At 56.0% G+C, this 22,224-nt stretch carries 19 protein-coding genes and 2 pseudogenes; 13 read left to right on the forward strand and 8 right to left on the reverse strand.

The genetic code is table 11. The annotated features are described in order from the left end of the window. Window positions 1-16: 16 nt before the first annotated feature. A pseudogene (locus HF679_RS11415) lies at window positions 17-490 on the reverse strand (YbgA family protein); the annotation flags it as partial. Between the two features lie 109 nt (window positions 491-599). Next, window positions 600-806: a DUF2517 family protein gene (locus HF679_RS11420; RefSeq protein WP_123755978.1), complete on the reverse strand. Its 207-nt coding sequence runs from the start codon at window positions 804-806 to the stop codon at window positions 600-602. Between the two features lie 309 nt (window positions 807-1,115). On the opposite strand from HF679_RS11420, the gene kdpF reads away from it, so the two are divergent. The 6 genes from kdpF to kdpE all read left to right on the forward strand — a co-directional run bounded on the left by kdpF (window position 1,116) and on the right by kdpE (window position 8,974). Then, window positions 1,116-1,205 (forward strand): K(+)-transporting ATPase subunit F, encoded by a 90-nt coding sequence (gene kdpF, locus HF679_RS11425; RefSeq protein WP_123755977.1) that lies wholly within the window; start codon window positions 1,116-1,118, stop codon window positions 1,203-1,205. Continuing rightward, the gene (kdpA, locus tag HF679_RS11430) at window positions 1,205-2,884 is read left to right on the forward strand and encodes a potassium-transporting ATPase subunit KdpA (protein ID WP_187042992.1); all 1,680 of its coding nucleotides are present in this window, start codon (window positions 1,205-1,207) and stop codon (window positions 2,882-2,884) included. Before kdpF ends, kdpA begins: the two co-directional genes overlap by 1 nt. 20 nt (window positions 2,885-2,904) lie before the next feature. Beyond that, window positions 2,905-4,953 (forward strand): potassium-transporting ATPase subunit KdpB, encoded by a 2,049-nt coding sequence (gene kdpB, locus HF679_RS11435; RefSeq protein WP_123755975.1) that lies wholly within the window; start codon window positions 2,905-2,907, stop codon window positions 4,951-4,953. 10 nt (window positions 4,954-4,963) lie between these two features. Further along, the gene (gene kdpC, locus HF679_RS11440) at window positions 4,964-5,539 is read left to right on the forward strand and encodes a potassium-transporting ATPase subunit KdpC (protein ID WP_123755974.1); all 576 of its coding nucleotides are present in this window, start codon (window positions 4,964-4,966) and stop codon (window positions 5,537-5,539) included. A 1-nt stretch (window position 5,540) separates the two neighbouring features. Then, window positions 5,541-8,228: a two-component system sensor histidine kinase KdpD gene (kdpD, locus tag HF679_RS11445; RefSeq protein WP_187042993.1), complete on the forward strand. Its 2,688-nt coding sequence runs from the start codon at window positions 5,541-5,543 to the stop codon at window positions 8,226-8,228. Between the two features lie 68 nt (window positions 8,229-8,296). Beyond that, window positions 8,297-8,974, forward strand: a complete 678-nt coding sequence (gene kdpE / locus HF679_RS11450; protein ID WP_123756234.1) for a two-component system response regulator KdpE — start codon at window positions 8,297-8,299, stop codon at window positions 8,972-8,974. 90 nt (window positions 8,975-9,064) lie between these two features. Here kdpE and pgm read toward each other — a convergent pair whose 3' ends face one another. Both pgm and seqA read right to left on the reverse strand, forming a co-directional pair. After that, the gene (gene pgm / locus HF679_RS11455) at window positions 9,065-10,705 is read right to left on the reverse strand and encodes a phosphoglucomutase (alpha-D-glucose-1,6-bisphosphate-dependent) (RefSeq protein ID WP_123755972.1); all 1,641 of its coding nucleotides are present in this window, start codon (window positions 10,703-10,705) and stop codon (window positions 9,065-9,067) included. A 32-nt stretch (window positions 10,706-10,737) separates the two neighbouring features. Next, window positions 10,738-11,286 (reverse strand): replication initiation negative regulator SeqA, encoded by a 549-nt coding sequence (gene seqA / locus HF679_RS11460; RefSeq protein ID WP_123755971.1) that lies wholly within the window; start codon window positions 11,284-11,286, stop codon window positions 10,738-10,740. A 183-nt stretch (window positions 11,287-11,469) separates the two neighbouring features. Between seqA and ybfF the strand changes: the two genes are divergently transcribed. The 4 genes from ybfF to fur all read left to right on the forward strand — a co-directional run bounded on the left by ybfF (window position 11,470) and on the right by fur (window position 14,095). Continuing rightward, entirely contained in the window at window positions 11,470-12,243 is a 774-nt protein-coding gene (ybfF, locus tag HF679_RS11465; RefSeq protein ID WP_154143458.1) for an esterase, read from the forward strand. A 133-nt stretch (window positions 12,244-12,376) separates the two neighbouring features. Further along, window positions 12,377-12,670: a LexA regulated protein gene (gene ybfE / locus HF679_RS11470; protein ID WP_174508396.1), complete on the forward strand. Its 294-nt coding sequence runs from the start codon at window positions 12,377-12,379 to the stop codon at window positions 12,668-12,670. 149 nt (window positions 12,671-12,819) lie between these two features. Next, the gene (fldA, locus tag HF679_RS11475; protein ID WP_174508395.1) at window positions 12,820-13,350 is read left to right on the forward strand and encodes a flavodoxin FldA; all 531 of its coding nucleotides are present in this window, start codon (window positions 12,820-12,822) and stop codon (window positions 13,348-13,350) included. 292 nt (window positions 13,351-13,642) lie between these two features. Next, on the forward strand, window positions 13,643-14,095 hold the full coding sequence (fur, locus tag HF679_RS11480) for a ferric iron uptake transcriptional regulator (protein WP_123755968.1): 453 nt from the start codon (window positions 13,643-13,645) through the stop codon (window positions 14,093-14,095). Between the two features lie 73 nt (window positions 14,096-14,168). On the opposite strand, the gene chiQ is transcribed toward fur, so the two are convergent. Continuing rightward, window positions 14,169-14,501, reverse strand: coding sequence for a ChiQ/YbfN family lipoprotein (chiQ, locus tag HF679_RS11485; RefSeq protein WP_123755967.1), 333 nt, complete (start codon window positions 14,499-14,501; stop codon window positions 14,169-14,171). Between the two features lie 47 nt (window positions 14,502-14,548). After that, window positions 14,549-15,952 carry a chitoporin ChiP gene (gene chiP / locus HF679_RS11490; protein WP_123755966.1) on the reverse strand — a complete coding sequence of 468 codons (1,404 nt, stop codon included), beginning with the start codon at window positions 15,950-15,952 and terminating at the stop codon, window positions 14,549-14,551. Between the two features lie 64 nt (window positions 15,953-16,016). Here chiP and HF679_RS24880 point away from each other — a divergent pair. Both HF679_RS24880 and HF679_RS11495 read left to right on the forward strand, forming a co-directional pair. After that, window positions 16,017-16,202: pseudogene (locus HF679_RS24880) on the forward strand (methionine synthase); the annotation flags it as partial. Between the two features lie 227 nt (window positions 16,203-16,429). Next, complete coding sequence (locus tag HF679_RS11495; protein ID WP_154143459.1) at window positions 16,430-17,089, forward strand: DUF1345 domain-containing protein; 660 nt, start codon at window positions 16,430-16,432, stop codon at window positions 17,087-17,089. Window positions 17,090-17,218: 129 nt separating this feature from the next. Here HF679_RS11495 and glnS read toward each other — a convergent pair whose 3' ends face one another. Continuing rightward, window positions 17,219-18,886 (reverse strand): glutamine--tRNA ligase, encoded by a 1,668-nt coding sequence (gene glnS, locus HF679_RS11500; RefSeq protein ID WP_174508393.1) that lies wholly within the window; start codon window positions 18,884-18,886, stop codon window positions 17,219-17,221. 178 nt (window positions 18,887-19,064) lie between these two features. Beyond that, window positions 19,065-21,086 carry an N-acetylglucosamine-specific PTS transporter subunit IIBC gene (nagE, locus tag HF679_RS11505; protein ID WP_187042994.1) on the reverse strand — a complete coding sequence of 674 codons (2,022 nt, stop codon included), beginning with the start codon at window positions 21,084-21,086 and terminating at the stop codon, window positions 19,065-19,067. Window positions 21,087-21,398: 312 nt separating this feature from the next. Here nagE and nagB point away from each other — a divergent pair, with 312 nt between their 5' ends. Next, window positions 21,399-22,199, forward strand: coding sequence for a glucosamine-6-phosphate deaminase (gene nagB / locus HF679_RS11510; RefSeq protein WP_123755961.1), 801 nt, complete (start codon window positions 21,399-21,401; stop codon window positions 22,197-22,199). Window positions 22,200-22,224: the final 25 nt, after the last annotated feature.

The raw sequence follows: 22,224 nt of genomic DNA on the forward strand, positions 1-22,224 counted from the left end.
AATCAGTGACGTCGTGTTAAACCGATGCTTCCGGCCAGGGGTTAAAATAACGCTGCCCGGCAAGGTAAGTATCAGGAAATTCAGTCATATAGTGTTGCAGGAGGCGCACCGGCGCAAGCAGAGGCTGTCGGCCCAGGCGATAGTCATCGATCAAGGCGACCAGCTCCTGCTTTTGCGCCGCGCTCAAATGCTCACGGAAATAGCCCTGAACATGCATCAGCACGTTAGTATGATTGCGGCGGGTTGAGGGGTGCGCCAGCAGGCTCACCAGACGTTCACGGTAGGCGACAAAAAAGGCCTCCAGCGACGGCCATTGTGCGATATCGGCAACAAACGGGCCGATTTTGCGGTATTCAGGCTGTGAATGGGCCAGCAGGATAAGTTTATAGCGACTGTGGAAGTCGATCAGCTTGCCGCGGGTCAGGCCCTCACGATGCAGCGTATCCAGTTCATGCAGGGTGTACAAACGGGTTTTATCATCGTCCTCTAACCAACTCTCACTCATTGCGGCTCCTTAGGGTTGCACGCCATAAGTGTAGATCAGAAGCGATAAAAAAAACCGCCGGAAAACCGGCGGTCGTGGTGTCTGGCAGAGACGATCAGTAAAAATCAGCGGCGGCTTTTTCAGCCTGGGCCATCCACACCGGCTGCTCGCTGGTTTTCGCCCAGACGCGGTGCAGCCAGCTGTAATAGCGGGCGCGATCTTTCCAGAACAGCATCAGCGGAAATGCCGCTACGCCAGCCACAACGGCGAAGGCACGACGTAAAAAGATTACGTGAGCAGGATAATTTTTGTACAACGTCATAATTTCTCTCCCCTTTGTCAGGCCGGCAATCGACGCCGGTAAAGTTACAATGTCTTTCTGGCTAAAATAATACCGCTTTGCTTGTAATTTTACTACTCATCCGACCACTAAAAGCTGACGATTTAGCCTTTATTTACATTCATCCGGTAAATAAGTTACGAAACAGTTAAATTAATACTAACCATTGGTTAAATTGTGGTTTTTGCGATTTTTATATTTTTTTTACACCGCCGATTCTGATTTTTGCAAAATCTTTGCACCAAAATTTCTATCCTCCGGGTAAATCGTAAAGACACCCGGAGGTGGATTGTGAGTGCAGGCGTCATTGCTGGCGTTACGCTGGTATTCCTGTTGCTGGCTTATTTGGTCTACGCCTTGATAAATGCGGAGGCATTCTGATGGCCGCACAAGGATTTTTACTTATCGCCAGTTTTCTTTTACTGCTGATGGTGCTGGCACGCCCCACGGGGACGCTGCTGGCCAGGATGATCAACGATACCCCGCTCCCGGGTCTTGTCGGTGTTGAACGTGGAATATGGCGGGTTGCCGGTATCAATACCCAGGAGATGAACTGGTGCCAGTATCTGCTGGCCATTTTGCTGTTCAATGCGCTCGGGCTGTTGGTGCTGTTCGTTCTGTTGTTGTGTCAGGGGTCGCTGCCGTTCAACCCGCAGCATCTGCCCGGGCTCTCCTGGGATCTGGCGCTGAACACCGCAGTGAGCTTTATCAGCAATACCAACTGGCAGGCCTACGCCGGGGAAAGCACCATGAGCTACCTCAGCCAGATGGTCGGGCTGACGGTGCAGAACTTCCTCTCAGCGGCGACCGGCATCGCGGTGATTTTTGCCTTTACTCGCGCCTGGTCTCGTCAGCAGGTCACGACCCTGGGCAACGCCTGGGTCGATCTCACCCGCATCACCCTGTGGCTGCTGTTGCCGATCGCTCTGCTGATTGCTGTGTTCTTTATTCAGCAAGGTGTGCCGCAGAACTTGCTGCCGTATCAGGCTTTCACCTCGATCGAGGGCCTGCATCAGTCGCTGCCCATGGGGCCGGTCGCCTCGCAGGAAGCGATAAAAATGCTCGGCACCAACGGCGGCGGTTTCTTTAATGCCAACTCCGCCCACCCGTTTGAGAACCCCACCGCGCTGAGCAACATGGTGCAGATGCTGGCGATCTTCTTGATCCCCGCGGCGCTGTGCTTTGCCTTTGGCGACGTGGTCGGCGATCGCCGCCAGGGACATGCGATTTTGTGGGCCATGACCCTGATCTTTATCGTCTGCGTGGCGGTGGTGATGTGGGCGGAAACCCAGGGTAACCCGCACTTGCTGACGCTGGGCGCGGACAGCAGCATCAATATGGAAGGTAAAGAGAGTCGCTTTGGCATCTTAACCAGCAGCCTGTTTGCGGTTATCACCACCGCCGCCTCCTGTGGCGCGGTGAACGCCATGCATGACTCGTTTACCGCCCTCGGCGGCATGGTCCCGATGTGGTTGATGCAGATCGGCGAAGTGGTCTTCGGCGGCGTGGGCTCCGGGCTGTACGGCATGCTGCTGTTTGTCATGCTGGCGGTGTTTATCGCCGGGCTGATGATCGGCCGTACGCCGGAGTATCTCGGTAAGAAGATCGACGTGCGTGAGATGAAGATGATCGCTCTGGCGATTCTGGTGACCCCAACGCTGGTCCTGCTGGGCACCGCGCTGGCGATGATGACCGACGCCGGACGCGCGGGGATGTTCAATCCCGGCCCTCACGGCTTCAGCGAAGTGCTGTACGCCGTGACCTCCGCCGCCAACAACAACGGTAGCGCCTTTGCCGGTCTCGGCGCGGCTACGCCGTTCTGGAACCTGCTGCTGGCATTTTGCATGCTGGTCGGTCGGTTTGGCGTCATCGTGCCGGTGATGGTGATCGCCGGGTCATTGGTGAAGAAGAAAATCCAGCCCACCGGCGCCGGTACCCTCGCCACCCACGATGTGCTGTTTGTCGGTCTGCTGATTGGCACCGTGCTGTTGGTCGGCGCCCTGACCTTTATTCCCGCACTGGCGCTCGGCCCGTTGGCGGAACACTTTTCCTTACTGTAAGTGATGCGGAGCAATCTGTTATGAGTCGCAAGCAATTAGCCCTGCTGGAACCGACGCTGGTGCGCCAGGCGCTGCTGGACGCAGTGAAAAAACTCAGCCCGATGGTTCAGTGGCGCAACCCGGTGATGTTCATCGTCTGGATCGGCAGCCTGATCACCACCCTGCTGGCGGTGGCGATGGCCAGCGGGCATCTCACCGGCAGCGCCGGGTTTACTGCCGCCGTGAGTATCTGGCTGTGGTTTACCGTGCTGTTCGCCAACTTCGCCGAAGCCATGGCCGAGGGCCGCAGTAAAGCCCAGGCCAATAGCCTCAAAGGGGTCAAAAAGACCTCCTTTGCCCGTAAGCTGCGCGCGCCGCAGCATGACGCCCCCATCGACCATATTCCGGCCGATGATTTACGCAAAGGCGACATCGTGCTGGTGGAAGCCGGCGATATCATCCCTTGTGATGGTGAAGTCATTGAAGGCGGCGCCTCGGTGGACGAAAGCGCCATTACCGGTGAGTCCGCGCCGGTGATCCGCGAATCCGGCGGCGACTTTGCCTCGGTGACCGGCGGGACGCGCATTCTCTCCGACTGGTTGGTGATCCGCTGTAGCGTCAATCCAGGGGAAACTTTCCTCGACCGGATGATCGCCATGGTGGAAGGCGCGCAACGCCGTAAAACCCCCAACGAAATTGCGCTGACGATCCTGTTGATCGCCCTGACGCTGGTGTTCCTGCTCGCCACCGCCACCATCTGGCCGTTCTCGGCCTGGAGCGGAAGCGCGGTCAGCGTCACGGTGCTGGTCGCCCTGCTGGTGTGCCTGATCCCTACCACCATCGGCGGTCTGCTTTCCGCCATCGGTGTCGCCGGGATGAGCCGTATGCTGGGCGCCAACGTTATCGCCACCAGCGGGCGGGCGGTGGAGGCGGCGGGTGACGTCGACGTACTGCTGCTGGATAAAACCGGCACCATTACCCTCGGTAACCGCCAGGCCTCGGCCTTCCTGCCGGCTCAGGGAGTAGAAGAAAAAACCCTCGCCGATGCCGCTCAGCTCTCCTCGCTGGCGGATGAGACACCGGAAGGTCGCAGCATCGTGATACTGGCGAAACAGCGCTTTAACCTGCGTGAACGGGATCTGCAGTCGCTGCACGCGACCTTTGTCCCCTTCACTGCCCAGACCCGCATGAGCGGTATTAACATCGATAGCCGCATGATCCGTAAAGGCTCCGTCGATGCCATTCGCCGCCACGTTGAGGCCAATGGCGGGCACTTTCCGGCGGATGTTGATAAGCAGGTGGAGGAAGTTGCCCGTCTGGGGGCGACGCCGCTGGTGGTGGCCGAAGGTGAACGCGTGCTGGGGGTCATTTCGCTGAAAGACATCGTCAAAGGCGGGATTAAAGAGCGCTTTGCTCAACTGCGTAAGATGGGCATCAAAACGGTGATGATCACCGGTGATAACCGCCTGACCGCCGCGGCGATTGCCGCCGAAGCGGGCGTCGATGACTTCCTTGCCGAAGCGACTCCGGAGGCAAAACTGGCGCTGATTCGCCAGTATCAGTCCGAAGGCCGACTGGTAGCGATGACCGGCGACGGCACCAATGACGCCCCGGCGCTGGCGCAGGCGGATGTGGCGGTAGCGATGAACTCCGGTACCCAGGCGGCGAAAGAGGCCGGCAACATGGTGGACCTCGACTCGAACCCGACCAAGCTGATTGAAGTGGTCCATATCGGTAAGCAGATGCTGATGACCCGTGGTTCGTTAACCACCTTCAGTATCGCCAACGACGTGGCGAAGTATTTCGCCATTATCCCGGCCGCCTTTGCCGCGGTTTACCCGCAGCTCGCGATGCTGAACGTCATGCACCTGCACTCGCCGGCGTCGGCCATTCTGAGCGCGGTTATCTTTAACGCGCTGATTATCGTCTTCCTGATCCCGCTGGCGCTGAAGGGGGTGAGCTATCGCCCGCTGTCCGCGTCGGCCATGCTGCGACGCAACCTGTGGGTCTATGGCCTCGGCGGGTTGCTGGTACCGTTTATCGGCATCAAAGCTATCGATCTGTTACTGACCCTGACCGGGCTGCTGTGAGGAAATGACCATGACATTGATTCGACCGGCACTTGTGCTATTTATTCTGTTAATGCTGATCACCGGCGGCGTCTATCCCCTGCTGACCACCGCGCTCGGGCAGTGGTGGTTCCCCCAGCAGGCTAACGGTTCGTTGATCCGCATCGCCGGTGAAGTGCGCGGCTCCAGCCTGATTGGCCAGAACTTTACCGACGCGGGCTATTTCCAGGGACGCCCGTCGGCAACGGCAGAGACGCCGGATAATCCGCTGGCCTCCGGCGGGAGTAACCTCGCCGCCAGTAACCCGGCGATGGATAAGGCTATCAGCGAGCGCGTCGCCGCGCTGCGTCAGGCCAATCCGGATGCTGACCCACGCGTTCCGGTAGAGCTGGTCACCGCGTCGGCGAGCGGGCTGGATAGTCATCTTACGCCGCCGGCGGCGCTCTGGCAGGTGCCGCGCATCGCCAAAGCCCGCGGCCTCAGCGCTGAACAGTTGACCCGAATGGTCAATGAAGCAACCGAAAAACCGCTGGTCAGTTTTCTCGGTCAACCTGTGGTAAATATAGTGCAACTGAATATGGCACTGGATGCCCTGAAGGATAAGTAACATGAGTGACGAGCCGCTGCGCCCTGACCCGGACCGCCTGTTGCAACATACCGGCGAGCCGCATCGTGGCAAGCTAAAAGTGTTCTTTGGCGCCTGTGCCGGGGTCGGAAAAACCTGGGCCATGTTAGCTGAAGCGCAGCGGCTCCGCGCTCAGGGGCTGGATATTCTGATCGGCGTGGCGGAAACCCACGGGCGCAAAGAAACCGCGGCGATGCTTGAGGGGCTCAGCACCCTCCCCCAGCGCCGCCTTTCGCATCGTGGGCGCTACGTCCACGAGTTCGATCTCGACGCCGCGCTGGCACGCCGCCCGGCGCTGATCCTCGTCGATGAACTGGCGCACAGCAACGCCCCGGGATCGCGCCACCCCAAACGCTGGCAGGATGTCGAAGAGCTGCTTGATGCCGGGATCGACGTCTTTACCACGGTAAATGTCCAGCACCTGGAGAGCCTGAACGATGTCGTCAGCGGCATTACCGGCGTGCAGGTGCGCGAAACCGTCCCCGATCCTTTCTTTGATGCCGCCGACGACGTGGTGCTGGTCGACCTGCCTCCCGACGATCTCCGCCAGCGCCTGAACGAGGGCAAGGTCTATATTGGCGGCCAGGCCGAGCGGGCTATCGAGAACTTTTTCCGCAAAGGAAATCTGATCGCCCTGCGCGAGCTGGCTTTGCGGCGCACCGCCGACCGGGTAGATGAGCAGATGCGCGCCTGGCGCGACCACCAGGGCCAGGAGAAAGTCTGGCATACCCGCGATACCATTTTGCTGTGCATCGGCCACAACACCGGCAGTGAAAAGCTGGTGCGCGCCGCCGCGCGTCTGGCCGCCCGACTCGGCAGCATCTGGCACGCGGTGTACGTCGAAACCCCGTCCCTGCACCGCCTGCCGGAAGCCAAACGCCGGGCGATCCTCGCGGCCCTGCGGCTCGCACAGGAGCTGGGGGCGGAAACGGCAACCCTCTCCGACCCGCATGAAGAAAAGGCGGTGCTGCACTACGCCCGGGAACATAACCTCGGCAAAATCGTCATCGGTCGCCAGGGCAAGCGCCGCTGGTGGAGCCGTACCGGGTTTGCCGACCGCCTTGCGCGCTACGCGCCAGACCTCGATCTGGTGGTCATCGCCCTCGATGAAAAAAGCGCCCCTCTGCCCGCACGGGCGAACGATACCCGAACCACCATGGAAAAGTGGCGCCTGCAGATCCAGGGCTGCTTTGTAGCACTCGCGCTATGCGCAGTGATTACGTTGGTGGCGATGCAATGGCTGGTTGGTTTCGAAGCCGCCAACCTGGTAATGCTCTATCTGCTCGGCGTGGTGATCATCGCCCTGCTGTACGGCCGCTGGCCGTCGGTGCTGGCGACGGTGATCAACGTGGTCAGCTTCGACCTGTTCTTTGTCTCGCCGCGCGGTACCCTTGCGGTCTCCGATGTGCAATACCTGCTGACCTTCGGGGTGATGCTGACCGTCGGCCTGCTGATCGGGAATCTCACCGCCGGCGTCCGCTACCAGGCGCGCGTGGCGCGCTACCGCGAGCAGCGCACCCGTCATCTGTATGAGATGTCAAAAGCGCTGGCGGTCGGGCGCAGCGAGGATGATATTGCCGCCACCAGCGAGCGCTTTATCGCCTCGACCTTTCAGGCCCGCGGCCAGCTACTGTTGCCCGACGCCAGCGGCAAGCTGCATCCGCTGACCCAGCAGCCCGGCCTGACCTCGTGGGATGATGCCATCGCCCACTGGAGCTTCGATAAGGGCCAGCCGGCCGGAGCCGGTACCGACACGCTGCCCGGCGTTCCCTATCAAATTTTACCGCTGAAAAGCGCCACCCGTACCTGGGGGTTGCTGGTGGTTGAACCGGATAACCTGCGTCAGTTGATGATCCCCGAACAGCAGCGCCTGCTGGAGACCTTTACGCTGCTGGTCGCCAGCGCGTTGGAGCGCCTGACGCTGACCGCCAGCGAGGAGCAAGCGCGCCTCAACAGCGAGCGGGAAAGCCTGCGTAACTCGCTGCTGGCGGCCCTCTCCCATGATTTACGTACCCCGCTGACCGTGCTGTTCGGCCAGGCGGAGATCCTGACCCTCGACCTTGCCAGCGAAGGCTCGAAACATGCGCCCCAGGCCAATGAAATTCGTCAGCACGTGCTCAACACTACCCGGCTGGTGAACAATCTGCTGGATATGGCGCGCATCCAGTCCGGCGGCTTTAACCTGAATAAAGAGTGGCTGACCCTCGAAGAGGTGATTGGCAGCGCCTTACGGATGCTGGAGCCGGGCCTTGGCGGGCAACATATTCAGCTGGCGCTACCCGACCCGCTGCTGTTGGTTCACGTCGATGGCCCGCTGTTTGAACGGGTGTTGATCAACCTGCTGGAGAATGCCTGGAAATATGCCGGTTCCCAGGCGCAGATCGGCATCAGCGCGCAGGCCGATGACAACCAACTGCTGTTGAGCGTGTGGGATAACGGCCCTGGGATCCCGAGCGGCAAGGAACAGGCTATCTTTGATAAGTTCGCCCGCGGGCATAAGGAGTCGGCGATCCCGGGCGTTGGGCTGGGGCTGGCCATCTGCCGGGCAATTGTCGAAGTGCACGGTGGAACCATCAGCGCCTACACGCGACCAGAAGGCGGCGCCTGCTTCCGTGTTACACTGCCGCGAGAAACGCCCCCGGCGCTGGATGAGTGGCATGGCGCTGCCTGACCCGGCAGCGTGTTTATCCTGGGCGTTTCAGGCGCAGTATCGCTTATCTGTCTGAACGGGAAGAACTGGTGATTAACGTACTCATTATCGAAGATGAACATGCCATCCGCCGCTTTCTGCGCACCGCGCTGGAAGCCGACGGCATGCGCGTATTTGAAGCCGATACCCTGCAACGGGGCCTGATTGAAGCCGCTACCCGCAAACCTGATTTAACGATCCTTGACCTTGGCCTGCCCGATGGCGACGGCAATGAATTTATCCGTGAGGTGCGCCAGTGGAGCCAGATGCCGATTCTGGTGCTGTCGGCCCGCACCGAGGAGCACGATAAAATCGCGGCGCTGGATGCCGGGGCCGATGACTATCTCAGTAAACCTTTTGGTATTGGTGAGCTGCAGGCCCGGCTACGGGTGGCGTTGCGCCGCCACGGCGGGACACAGGCGGATGAGCCGGTAGTGCGTTTCGCGGATATCCAGGTCGATATTCCGGCCCGGCGAATTGTTCGCGGCGAAGAAGAGATCCACCTGACCCCCATTGAGTTTCGGCTGCTGACCGCCCTGCTGAGTAATCCCGGCAAAGTGCTCACCCAGCGTCACCTGCTCAATCAGGTGTGGGGACCGAATGCGGTGGAGCACAGCCACTATTTACGTATTTATATGGGGCACCTGCGGCAAAAGCTGGAGGTCGATCCGGCGCGCCCGCAGCATCTGCTGACCGAAACCGGCATCGGTTATCGCTTTATGCCGTAACCCGGTACAACAAAAAAGGGCTCCATGAAGATCATGGAACCCTTTTATCACGATCTGCCGCTTAACCCATGCGCCAGATTGTCACCTGACTCAGGCGTTTTTCAGCACTTCGCTGACGATCTCAACCGCTTCTTTCTCGATCTGCTTGCGGTGGGCTTCGCCAAGGAAGCTCTCGCAGTAAATCTTATAGGCATCTTCGGTACCTGACGGACGCGCGGCAAACCAGCCGTTGTCGGTCATCACTTTCAGACCGCCAATCGAGGCGCCGTTACCCGGTGCCGCAGTCAGGCGGGCGGTGATCGGGTCGCCTGCCAGCTGGCTGGCGCTGACCATTTCCGGCGACAGTTTCGACAGCGCCGCTTTCTGTGCGGAGGTTGCCGATGCCTGCAGACGGTTGTAGCTCGGCGCGCCGAAGCGGGCAGCCAGTTCGTCATAGTGCTGCTGCGGGTTTTTACCGGTGACCGCGGTGATTTCAGCGGCCAGCAGGCACATGATAATCCCGTCTTTGTCGGTCGACCACGGCGTACCATCGAAGCGCAGGAACGATGCACCGGCGCTCTCTTCGCCGCCGAAGCCGAAGCTGCCGTCGAACAGACCGTCAACAAACCATTTGAAGCCAACCGGCACTTCCACCAGCTTGCGGCCCAGGTCGTTTACCACCCGGTCGATCATCGCGGAAGAGACCAGCGTTTTACCGACGGCCACATCCTGTCCCCACTGCGGACGGTGCTGGAACAGGTAGTTGATCGCCACCGCCAGATAGTGGTTCGGGTTCATCAGACCAGCCGGCGTCACGATACCGTGGCGGTCATAATCCGGATCGTTGGCAAAGGCCAGATCGAACTTATCGCGCAGCGCCAGCAGGCCCGCCATTGCACACTCAGAGGAGCAGTCCATACGGATAGCGCCGTCTTTATCGAGGTGCATGAAGCGGAAGGTTTGATCGACATGATCGTTAACGATGGTCAGATCAAGCTTGTAGAATTCTGCGATGCGTTTCCAGTATTCGATACCGGAGCCGCCGAGCGGATCGACGCCGAGCTTCAGGCCAGCTTTCTGGATTGCCGCCATATCGACGATATCCGCCAGCCCTTCGATAAACGGCTGCACCAGGTCCTGCTCTTGCACATGACCAGATGCCAGCGCCGCGTCGAGAGAGATACGTTTGACGCCCTGCAGGCCGGCAGCCAGCAGTTCGTTGGCACGGTTCTCAACCACTTTGGTGACGTTGGTATCAGCCGGGCCACCGTTTGGCGGATTGTATTTGATACCACCATCTTCCGGCGGGTTGTGGGACGGCGTAATCACGATGCCATCCGCCAGCGGGCCACCTTTTTTATTGTGCACCAGAATAGCGTTGGAAATAGCCGGTGTCGGGGTGAAACCGTTGTTTTCCTGCACGATAACATCAACACCGTTCGCCGCCAGCACTTCCAGTACGGAAATGAAAGCAGGTTCAGAGAGCGCGTGGGTGTCTTTACCAACGTAGCATGGACCGGTGATACCGTTCTTCGCGCGATCTTCCGCAATCGCCTGAGCGATCGCCAGAATGTGCTGCTCATTGAAGTTATGGCGAGCCGCACTGCCGCGATGGCCTGAGGTCCCGAACTTCACTGCATGCTCCGCATTGCCCACTTCCGGCTTCAGTACATAGTACTGCGCGGTCAACTGAGCGACGTTAATCAAATCACTCTGTTGTGCAGGTTGCCCCGCACGCTTATCGATTGCCATTGCCTGATCCTTCTGATGCAAGGTGAATAAAACTAGATCGTGCCGCAGACTTTCTCAATTAATTCCGCAGGGAACTGCATCGACTGCATGATGTGTTCAATCATGCTGCATTTGCGGCCGGTATTGGTATTGGTGATGACCCACCACGGCGTACCCGGAACCTGTTTCGGCTTGGTCTGGTTGCCGCTTTTCAGCAGGATCCGTGAATCTTCTGCAAAGTAGACGCGGGTACGTCCGTGCAGAGACTCGGTCGCCTCGGAAAACGCTTTATTGTCGAGAGAATAGAGCGTCGTCAGGATCAACATAAAACGGTTAACCGCACGTTTTTGTTCGGCGTACTCATCTGATAACAGCAGCTCGCGCATGGCGCGGACTTTATCTTTCGCCGGGTTCGCGGGTTTAACCTCAACGACAGGGGTCGCTGACGGTGCCGGAGCCGCTTTCGCGATCGGTGCGGTAGTCTGGGAAGCGGCGGAAAATTTCAGCATGCGCCGTAAAATGTCGGATGCACTCTCACCAATATGCTGGGTGTGGCTGGCAATATAGCGATAGAGATCATCATCAACTTCAATTGTTTTCATCTTAATCCAGTGCGATATCTTATTCTGAATACAAGTTGTCAGGATTATAAGGACAAATCCTGACCGCGAATAGCGTCAAACCAGGATGGCGGTAAAACTCAGATAGCTCTGGGTCTTGCAGCCGGATGGCAGAATGTCCAACATAATACCCTAACCCGACGAAGCGAAAAAAAGAACTTTGCCATGAAATTAAATAGCCGCGCGCAATCTGCACAAAATCCGCACAATAATTCTCCTGTCATCCTCGTCCACGGCCTGTTCGGCAGTCTCGACAACCTCGGGATCCTCGCTCGCGATCTGGTCAGCGACCACGATGTTGTGCAGGTTGATATGCGCAATCATGGGCTTTCCCCTCGTTCGCCAGAGATGAGCTATGCGGCGATGGCGCAGGATCTGATCGATACGCTGGACGATCGGCAGATTGAGAAAGCCACGTTTATTGGTCATTCGATGGGTGGTAAAGCGGTGATGGCGCTCAGCGCCGTAGCCGCCGATCGCATTGATGGCCTGGTCGCTATCGATATTGCCCCTGTGGATTACCACGTGCGTCGCCACGACGAAATTTTTGCCGCCATTAACGCCGTCACCGAAGCCGCCGCGACCTCTCGCCAGCAGGCAGCCGCCGTGATGCGCGAACATCTGCAGGAAGAAGGCGTGATTCAGTTCCTGCTGAAATCCTTCGTCGATGGTCAGTGGCGCTTTAACGTGCCGGTGCTATGGGAGCAGTACCCGCATATTGTCGGCTGGGAACCTATTCCGGCGTGGCCGCATCCGGCGCTGTTTATCCCCGGCGGGAATTCACCTTACGTCACCGATGCCTATCGTGACACCCTGCTCGCCCAGTTCCCGCAGGCGCGGGCGCATGTGATTGCCGGGGCCGGCCACTGGGTCCATGCCGAGAAACCGGAGGCCGTTTTGCGCGCAATTCGCCGCTATCTGAGCACACGACAGGCCTAACTGGCTAAAAACTGCCCGACCGCGCAGCAGAATGCCCGCGGTCGTTGGCGCAGCGGTTCGCCTGATGTATTATGGCGCGCTATCTGTGTCGGCTATAGCCCGACAACCTGTTTCCCCGAAGTCACTCAGAATCATGGCAAAAGAACAAACGGACCGTACGACATTAGATTTGTTCGCAACCGAGCGGCGCCCGGGAAGACCAAAGACCAATCCGCTTGCGCGCGATGAACAACTGCGCATCAACAAACGTAATCAGCTCAAACGCGATAAAGTTCGCGGGCTGAAGCGTGTTGAGCTAAAACTCAACGCGGAGGCAGTAGACGCACTCAATGAGCTGGCGGAAGCACGCAATATGAACCGCAGCGATTTGATCGAAGAGATACTCATGACTCAGCTGGCTGCCCTGCATCGCCAGGATAAAGCCTGAAAATCCTCAAAAAAACGCTTTCATGTAGCAGAGTGTGCAGTCGGGCGTGATTGCTGTTTCCGCGCCCTCGCCTGTTCTGCTATGATTGCCGTTATCTGCGGGCATTACGCCACTACCACATTATTAAGTTTCAAGAGGTTATTTTACTCATGGCAATCATCGGCATCTTTTTTGGCAGCGACACGGGCAACACCGAGAATATTGCAAAAATGATTCAGAAGCAGCTTGGTAAAGATGTTGCTGATGTTCACGACATTGCCAAGAGCAGCAAAGAAGATCTGGAAGCCTACGACATTCTGCTGCTCGGCATTCCTACCTGGTACTACGGTGAAGCGCAGTGCGACTGGGACGATTTCTTCCCGACGCTGGAAGAGGTCGACTTCAACGGTAAACTGGCTGCACTGTTTGGCTGCGGCGACCAGGAAGACTATGCAGAATATTTCTGTGATGCATTAGGCACCATTCGCGACATTATCGAGCCGCGCGGCGCCACTATCGTGGGTCACTGGCCGACGGCGGGCTACCATTTTGAAGCCTCTAAAGGCCTGGCGGATGACGACCATTTCGTCGGTCTGGCTATCGATGAAGATCGCCAGCCTGAATTGACCAACGAACGTGTCTCTCAGTGGGTGAAGCAGGTTTCTGAAGAGCTGCACCTCGAAGAAATCAAAAACGCATAATGATCAAACTGCGTTACCTTATGGTTTCGCCGATTTGATAGGTAAAAGCAATAAAACTAATAGCTACAAGTTTTTAACTTTTAACCACATATCTGTACAATGTCCTCTGATTCGATGAGGTCAGGTGACGCAGTTTGTAACTGGCACCTCGTTTTTAACAGCATACAAGGCACGATGCTTGCGGTTTTCATTTCAACATGGCAGTTCTATAATGAGACGCATTACATCGGGTGATTCTCTGTATTACTTCCGCTGATGGAAGTAGATCGATTAGCAACAGGACAGATTCCGCATGACTGACAACAATACCGCATTAAAGAAGGCTGGCCTGAAAGTCACACTTCCACGATTAAAAATCCTGGAAGTTTTACAGGAACCGGATAACCATCACGTCAGTGCGGAAGATTTATACAAACGCCTGATCGACATGGGTGAAGAAATTGGTCTGGCTACCGTATACCGCGTACTGAACCAGTTTGATGATGCTGGCATTGTTACCCGCCATAATTTCGAAGGCGGTAAATCTGTTTTCGAACTGACGCAGCAGCATCATCACGATCATCTTATTTGCCTCGATTGTGGCAAAGTGATCGAGTTCAGTGATGACTCTATTGAAGCGCGCCAGCGTGAGATCGCTACCCGTCACGGCATCCGTCTGACCAACCACAGCCTGTACCTGTACGGCCACTGTGCAGAAGGCGACTGCCGCGAAGATGAGCATGCACACGACGCGGTGGAAAAATAAGTTTCCCGCCGCGCAAACAGCAAAAAGCCAACCTGACGGTTGGCTTTTTTTATGCGCTGATGGCTGAAGGCTATCAGGGTTTAGTATTGTTGCTGCGGATCTCTTTCCAGATCTGGTCGCAACGCGCCTTCACGGCCTGATCGTTGCCGGTGCGGGTCGCCAGAATACACTGCTGGTAATCGAGGACGCGCACGCTTTCCTGATTTGCGAACTGCTGATGCTGCTTATCTTCTTTCAGCACATCCAGCACGCTCTGGCAGGCCTGGACCTTGTCCGGGTTGCCTTCTGCGGTATTAATGCAGGCGCTGTAGGCATCTTTCAGTTTTGCATCTTCTTTTGGCGCGGGAGACTGCGTACAGGCTACCAGCCCTGATGCCATTATCGCGATGAGCAATAGTTTTTTCATCATTAACCTCTCAGAGTTGCGGCAGGTTCAGGCCTGCCGCGACGGCATCAGAAAATAGTGAACGGGGCAATAACCATGAATTTCACGTCACGCTCATCCTGGAAGATGTTGCCATAACCACCGCTCCAGCTCGGGATATCGGTGTGGTTGTCGTATTGCGTGAAGTGCAGTTTGAACAGCGTGCCTTTGGCGCGTCCGTCCTGGACGGTGTACATGGCATCCAGGCTGTAGGCTGACTCTTCCAGACGGGTGTCCGCGTTGTAATAAGCGTCCGGCGTGGACATTCTGCCCGGCTTAGCATCCCAGGCGTAAACGTATGATGCGCCAAACGCCCAGCCCGGCATGTTCCAGTTTTTCATGTCATACATCGCGCCGAAGAACACCGCTTTTTCGCCGTTGGCGTTGAAGTCAGAGCGGTTATCCCACCACACATCAAGACGACCGTTGGACGACGCATAGGTCGGGGTCATACGCTGCAGGAAGTAACCCTGCTGGCCGTCGGCTTTCACCCAGGTCCCTTCCAGACGCAGATCGAGCACGTCAGCGACCTTGTAACCGAAGGTCAATGCCTGCAGCCAGGCGGTGCCGTCGTAAATATCGTTGCTGCCGCCGTTGCTGACTTTGTCACGCGTACCGTAGAACTGGTAGCTGGTGTTTAACGGCGTGCCGGCAATGTCAAATTTGTAGCTGGCTTTGGCAAAATACTGGTCGATATAGCCTTCAGCCTGGCCAAACGCCGCTTCCAGCACGAGGTCATTTTTGAAATCGTATTTGGCGCCCAGCGAGTGCAGATAATCGACTTTGGTTTTCTTGTCGTTCTGATAGAACTCATCCATTTCGATGTGCCATGGCGCTTTGTATTCGTTCGTCCACATGTAGGAGAAACTCAGCGCACCGGCGTCACCGTAATCAAAGTTGGCCCCGGCTTCAGCACCCTGGTAAGTACCTGGCATAAAGCTCCAGTGCGGAGCCAGCAGCGTTTGCCCGGTTGGCTGGATATAACCAGCACGCGCCCATACCGGGCCGTATTTAAATTTCGCCGCAGCCTTATACAGGCTGATCCCGCTCTTATCGCCAGAGTAATCTTCGTCATACGTTTTATTTCGTGAAGAGAAGGCAATTTCGTTCGGGTGTCCGCTTTCGCTGCTTTCCGCCATTTCGATGGCGGTGAAGGCCGCCACGTCAAGACCGAACATATCGGCAGCATAGCCGGACTGGAAGTCGAGGTTGGCGTTCCAGGTGGAGTGAGAAAGGTTGGTTTTGTACTGATCGCCGTCGGTCACATCTTTACGGTCACGCTCACGCTGCCAGTAATAGATACCGCCGGTTAATGTGGAATCATCAATAAATCCTGCTGCGCTGGCCTGCGGAACAACGATCCAGCTCGACATCGCGGTGACGGCGGCAATAGCCAACGCCAGCGTACTACGTTTGCCACTAAACGTACGCATGTGCATATCCTCTTTGACGTTTTAAAAGCGGTGCCAAGGGCAAACCGCGAAAAAATAAATAAGACTGCTAAAAAGTGGAGCGGTAAAAATCCGCCTGACCACTATTGATAGACTATTTTTCGTGACGCGAATTATCAATCTCTTTCGCCGACCAAAGCTTAAGATTATGACAAAGCGCACATATTCTATTTCTTTTTGTTACAATATTAGACGTCATACTTTTATCGCGGAAGTGTTTGCAAAATCAGGATAAAATAGAAAATGAAAGCGCTTACAACGGTTTTTCACGCCACTATCGCCGACAGACCAGACGCGAAATTCAACCAGCTGCAAACAAGATTAATTCGCATCACGAAAATAACCAAACCTGCTTTCTTGAGCGTCGCATTAGCGGGAATATTTGCCGTCCCCTCCTCCCTTCGAAATTCAATGCTCTACAGTTAATCTCATCACTGTCTTATAAAAGTTATTCATACCATGCGTTTTGAGTTAACGAGCTATTTTCAGGGGCGATTCTGGCTGCTGCTGGCGGTTTGCGCGGCGCTAATAAGCTATTTCTTACTGCCGCGAGGATTGGGGATGATTCAGCGCGCGTTGATTAGCTGGAACGTGCTGGCGTGGCTGTATTTGCTGTTTATGTGGTTGCGAATGCTGTCAACCAAAGTCAGCGACATACCGCGTATCGCCAGACGACAGGACCAGAGCGCGACTCTGGTATTAACCCTGATGATACTCGCCTGTTCGGCCAGCATCATTACCATCCTCAGCGAGCTTTCCACCCTGAAAGCGCTGACCGGTGGCACCCGGGTACTGCACCTGGTGCTGACGGCAACCACCCTGATTGCCTCCTGGACTTTATTACCCAGCTCTTTCGCCATGCATTACGCGCACCGGCATTACCTGACCCTCAGCGATGAGGTCACCCCGATGATTTTTGCAGAAAAGCCCGACGCGCCGGGTTATTGGGATTTTCTCTACTACTCCTTCACTATCGCCGTCGCCTCGCAAACCGCAGATGTCGCTACGGGGACCACCGACATGCGTAAAATAACCCTGCTCCAGTCGGTTATCTCATTCATCTTTAATCTCATTATTCTTGGTCTATCGGTAAATGTCGGGGCCGGATTATTAAGCTAGCGACGGAAATGGCCGGCAGGATGCGCCAGACAACGCCTGAGCGGCTACTGTCAGCAAAGAGGTCGTGACAGGTGAGATAAAAAAACGCCGCTTAGCGCGGCGTTTTTGATGGCGATATGCGACGCGGATTTATGCGCCGATTTTTGCCCAGGTATCACGCAGGCCCACGGTGCGGTTAAACACCAGATGGGTCGCGGTAGCATAACGGCTATCGAGGCAGAAATAACCTTCACGCTCGAACTGATAGGCTTTGCTGGCCTGTGCTTCCGCCAGGCTCGGCTCCGCGAAGCCGTGCTTAATCACCAGCGATTCCGGGTTCATAACCGTCAGGAAATCGTCTTCTGCGCCCGGGTTCGGCACGCTGAATAGACGATCGTAGAGACGGATTTCAACCGGCAGCGCGTGTGCTGCGCTGACCCAGTGGATCACGCCTTTCACCTTACGGCCATCGGCAGGATCTTTGCTCAGCGTATCGGCGTCGTAGGTACAGAAGATGGTGGTGATGGTACCTTCGGCATCCTTCTCTACGCGTTCGGCTTTGATCACGTAGGCATTGCGCAGGCGCACTTCTTTGCCCAGCACCAGACGCTTGTACTGCTTGTTGGCTTCTTCACGGAAGTCGGCGCGGTCAATCCAGATCTCGGCGCTGAACGGAACGTCACGGCTGCCCATCTCCGGCTTGTTCGGATGATTCGGCATCGTCACCATTTCGCTGCCGCCCTGCGGGTAGTTTTCGATAACCAGTTTAACCGGATCGATCACCGCCATCGCACGCGGGGCGTTTTCGTTGAGATCTTCGCGAATGCAGGATTCCAGCGACGCCATCTCAATGGTGTTGTCTTGCTTGGTCACGCCAATGCGCTTGCAAAACTCGCGGATGGACTCGGCGGTATAGCCGCGGCGACGCAGACCGGAAATGGTCGGCATACGCGGGTCGTCCCAGCCTTCAACGTGCTTCTCGGTCACCAGCTGGTTCAGCTTACGCTTGGACATCACGGTATATTCGAGATTCAGGCGCGAGAATTCATACTGACGCGGGTGAACCGGGATGCTGATGTTGTCCAGCACCCAGTCATACAGGCGACGGTTGTCCTGGAACTCCAGAGTACACAGCGAGTGGGTAATGCCTTCCAGCGCATCGCTGATGCAGTGCGTAAAGTCGTACATCGGGTAGATGCACCACTTGCTGCCGGTCTGGTGGTGATCGGCGAATTTAATTCGGTACAGCACCGGATCGCGCATCACGATAAACGGCGATGCCATATCGATTTTCGCACGCAGGCAGGCTTTACCCTCTTCAAAACCACCGGTACGCATTTTTTCAAACAGCGCCAGGTTCTCTTCCACGCTGCGATCGCGGTACGGGCTGTTTTTGCCCGGCGCTTTCAGCGAACCGCGGTATTCGCGAATTTCATCCGCCGACAGTTCGTCAACGTAGGCCAGGCCTTTGTTAATCAGCTCAACGGCATACTGGTGCAGTTGATCAAAATAATCAGACGAGTAGCAAACTTCCCCGGACCAGTGGAAACCTAACCACTGCACGTCGTTTTTAATCGACTCAACGTATTCGATATCTTCTTTCACCGGGTTGGTGTCATCGAAACGCAGATTGCATTGGCCTTGATAATCCTGAGCAATACCGAAGTTCAGGCAAATAGATTTTGCATGGCCAATGTGCAGATAACCGTTCGGTTCCGGTGGGAAACGCGTGTGAACGGTGGTGTGCTTACCAGTAGCCAGATCTTCATCAATGATCTGACGAATAAAGTTAGTCGGGCGGGCTTCTGCCTCACTCATCGTGGGTTCCTCAAAGCGTAAACAACGTATAACGGCACATGATCTTACAAGCAGGACGTAGTGACAACTATTAGTTACGCAAAATCGCTGTCTGAAGATGATTATGGGGTCATTTGCTGTAAAAAAAAGCGGCGGAGGTTTCCCCCCGCCGCTCAGGCATAAACTCTACTCAGGAGCCTTACTTGCCTTTAATCTCATACAGTGGCGTCTGGCCAGCGATAACCTTACCGGTCGCCAGAATCACCAGCGCGCTGTAATCGTCGCTGTTGCTGCAGACGACCGGGCTGATCATTGAGCGTGCATTGGCATTCAGGAAGTCGAGATCCATTTCCAGAACTGGCTGGCCGGCTTTGACTTCCGCACCCTCTTCGACCAGGCGTTTGAAGCCTTTGCCTTCCAGCGCGACGGTATCGATGCCCATGTGGACAACAATTTCCGCGCCGTTTTCGGTTTCCAGACAGAACGCGTGGTTGGTATTGAAGATCTTAACCACTGTCCCTGCCGCTGGCGCAACCACGGTTTTATCCGTCGGTTTCACCGCCACACCGTCGCCGACGGCTTTGCTGGCGAAGGCTTCATCAGGTACCTGCTCCAGCGCCACAATATCACCGGTAATTGGCGATACCAGCGCCTCGATGGTTTTGGCATTCGCTACGGCCTGCGGTTTTGCGGCAGCCGTCGCTGCGGGTGCGCTTGCCGTGGCTGCTGCTGCTGCAACCGGACCGGTGGTCTTCATGGCGTTAGCAATTTTTTCAGCGACGAAGCCAACGATGATCTGGACGCTGGTTTTGTTCAGGCGAATCACGCCAGAAGCCCCCAGTTTTTTCGCCAGTGCTTCATTCACTAATGCGGAGTCTTTAACGTTCAGACGCAGACGGGTGATACAGGCGTCGATACCGGTCAGGTTGTCAGAACCGCCGACAGCGGCAATGTACTGACGCGCCAGACCTGCAACATCCTGCTCTTTATCACCGCTCACATTCACATCCTGACCATCCGCTTCGCTGCCGGCAACCGCCAGTTCACGACCCGGGGTCATCAGGTTGAATTTAGTGATGGTGAAGCGGAACACCACGTAGTAAATCACGAAGAACACCAGACCCTGCGGGATCAGCATGTACCAGTGAGTTGCCAGCGGGTTACGGGTGGACAGGAACATATCCACCAGACCGGCGCTGAAGCCGAAACCGGCAATCCAGTGCATGCTCGCCGCGATGAATACGGAGATCCCCGTCAGTACGGCGTGGATGAAATACAGCACCGGCGCCACGAACATGAAGGAGAATTCCAGCGGTTCGGTGATACCAGTAAAGAAGGCAGCAAATGCACCCGCCATCATAATACCCAGCACTTTCGCTTTATTCTCAGGACGCGCGCAGTGATAGATAGCCAGCGCCGCACCCGGCAGACCGAACATCATGATCGGGAAGAAGCCCGCCTGATAACGACCAGTGATACCGATTTCCGCTTTACCCGCCGCGATAGACTGTGCGCCACCGAGGAAGTTAGGAATATCGTTGATACCTGCCACGTCAAACCAGAATACGGAGTTCAGCGCGTGGTGCAGACCAACCGGGATCAGCAGACGGTTGAAGAACGCATAGATACCTGCGCCCGCAGAACCGAGTTTCTGGATGTGCTCACCGAAGTTTACCAGACCATCAAAAATGACCGGCCAGACATACATCAGGATGAACGCGACGACAATCATCACAAACGAGGTGAGGATTGGCACCAGACGACGGCCGCTGAAGAACGACAGCGCTTTCGGCAGTTCAACGCCGCTGAAGCGGTTGTACAGTTCGGCGGAGATAATACCGACAAGGATACCGACGAACTGGTTGCTGATTTTACCGAAAGCAGCAGGAACCTGGTCCGCAGGGATCTTCTGGATCATCGCGACCGCAGCAGGAGAACAAAGCGTGGTCAACACGAGGAAGCCCACAAAACCGGTCAGTGCCGCAGCACCATCTTTATCTTTGGACATACCGTAAGCCACACCAATGGCGAACAGTACAGACATGTTGTCGATGATGGCAGAACCGGACTTGATGAACAGCGCCGCAAGAGCGTTGTCGCCACCCCAGCTAACCGGGTCAATCCAGTAACCGACACCCATTAAGATCGCTGCCGCTGGCAGCGTGGCGACCGGCACCATCAGTGCGCGACCAACCTTTTGTAAATAGCCTAGAATGCTCACTTTATTCCCCCTATTAGACCCCGTAAGGCTCGTGTAAAGCCATTTTTTTATTGTGTAACCAGGTCAGATTTTTAACTTACTGGTAAAGTGTGTTGAAAATTAATTCGTATCGCAAATTAATTACGTATTTTTTGTGACTATAATCACCAAATATCGTATTAACCCCTCCCGATGACTGGCTAACTTCGAAAACTTATTTTATCATTCAAAAAATCAACACGGATTGACCCCGGTCGGCGTAGAGACTGCAATACTCTTAATAGTATGCTGGCGCCAATCCGCCAGGTTCTAATTTAACTATAGAGGTGAAGAATGAGACTGATCCCCCTGGTAACCGCTGAACAAGTCGGCAAATGGGCCGCTCGCCATATCGTTAATCGCATCAATGCGTTCAAACCGACAGCAGACCGTCCGTTTGTCCTTGGTCTGCCTACCGGTGGCACCCCTCTGACCGCTTACAAAGCGCTGGTTGAGATGCACAAATCAGGCCAGGTCAGCTTCAAACATGTTGTCACCTTCAACATGGACGAATACGTTGGTCTGCCGAAAGAGCATCCGGAAAGCTATCATAGCTTCATGCATCGCAACTTCTTTGATCACGTTGATATTCCGGCGGAAAACATTAACCTTCTGAATGGTAACGCGCCAGATATCGATGCAGAATGCCGTCGTTATGAAGAAAAAATCCGCTCTTACGGCAAAATTAACCTGTTTATGGGCGGCGTAGGCAACGACGGACACATCGCGTTCAACGAACCGGCTTCTTCTCTGGCTTCTCGTACCCGTATTAAAACCCTGACCCATGACACCCGCGTGGCAAACTCCCGCTTCTTCGACGGCGACGTTGATCTGGTACCAAAATACGCCCTCACCGTTGGCGTGGGTACTCTGCTGGATGCCGAAGAAGTGATGATTCTGGTGCTGGGCCATCAGAAAGCGCTGGCGCTGCAGGCGGCGGTAGAAGGCAACGTCAACCATATGTGGACCATCACCTGTCTGCAGCTGCACCCGAAAGCGGTTGTGGTCTGCGACGAGCCGTCCACCATGGAGCTGAAAGTGAAGACGTTGAAATACTTCAATGAATTAGAAGCCGAAAACGTCAAAGGGCTGTAAGGTAGTCTGGTCCTGCGGCCTGTCC

Source organism: Enterobacter sp. JUb54, from assembly GCF_014298075.1.
Classification (GTDB): Bacteria; Pseudomonadota; Gammaproteobacteria; order Enterobacterales; family Enterobacteriaceae; genus Klebsiella; species Klebsiella lignicola.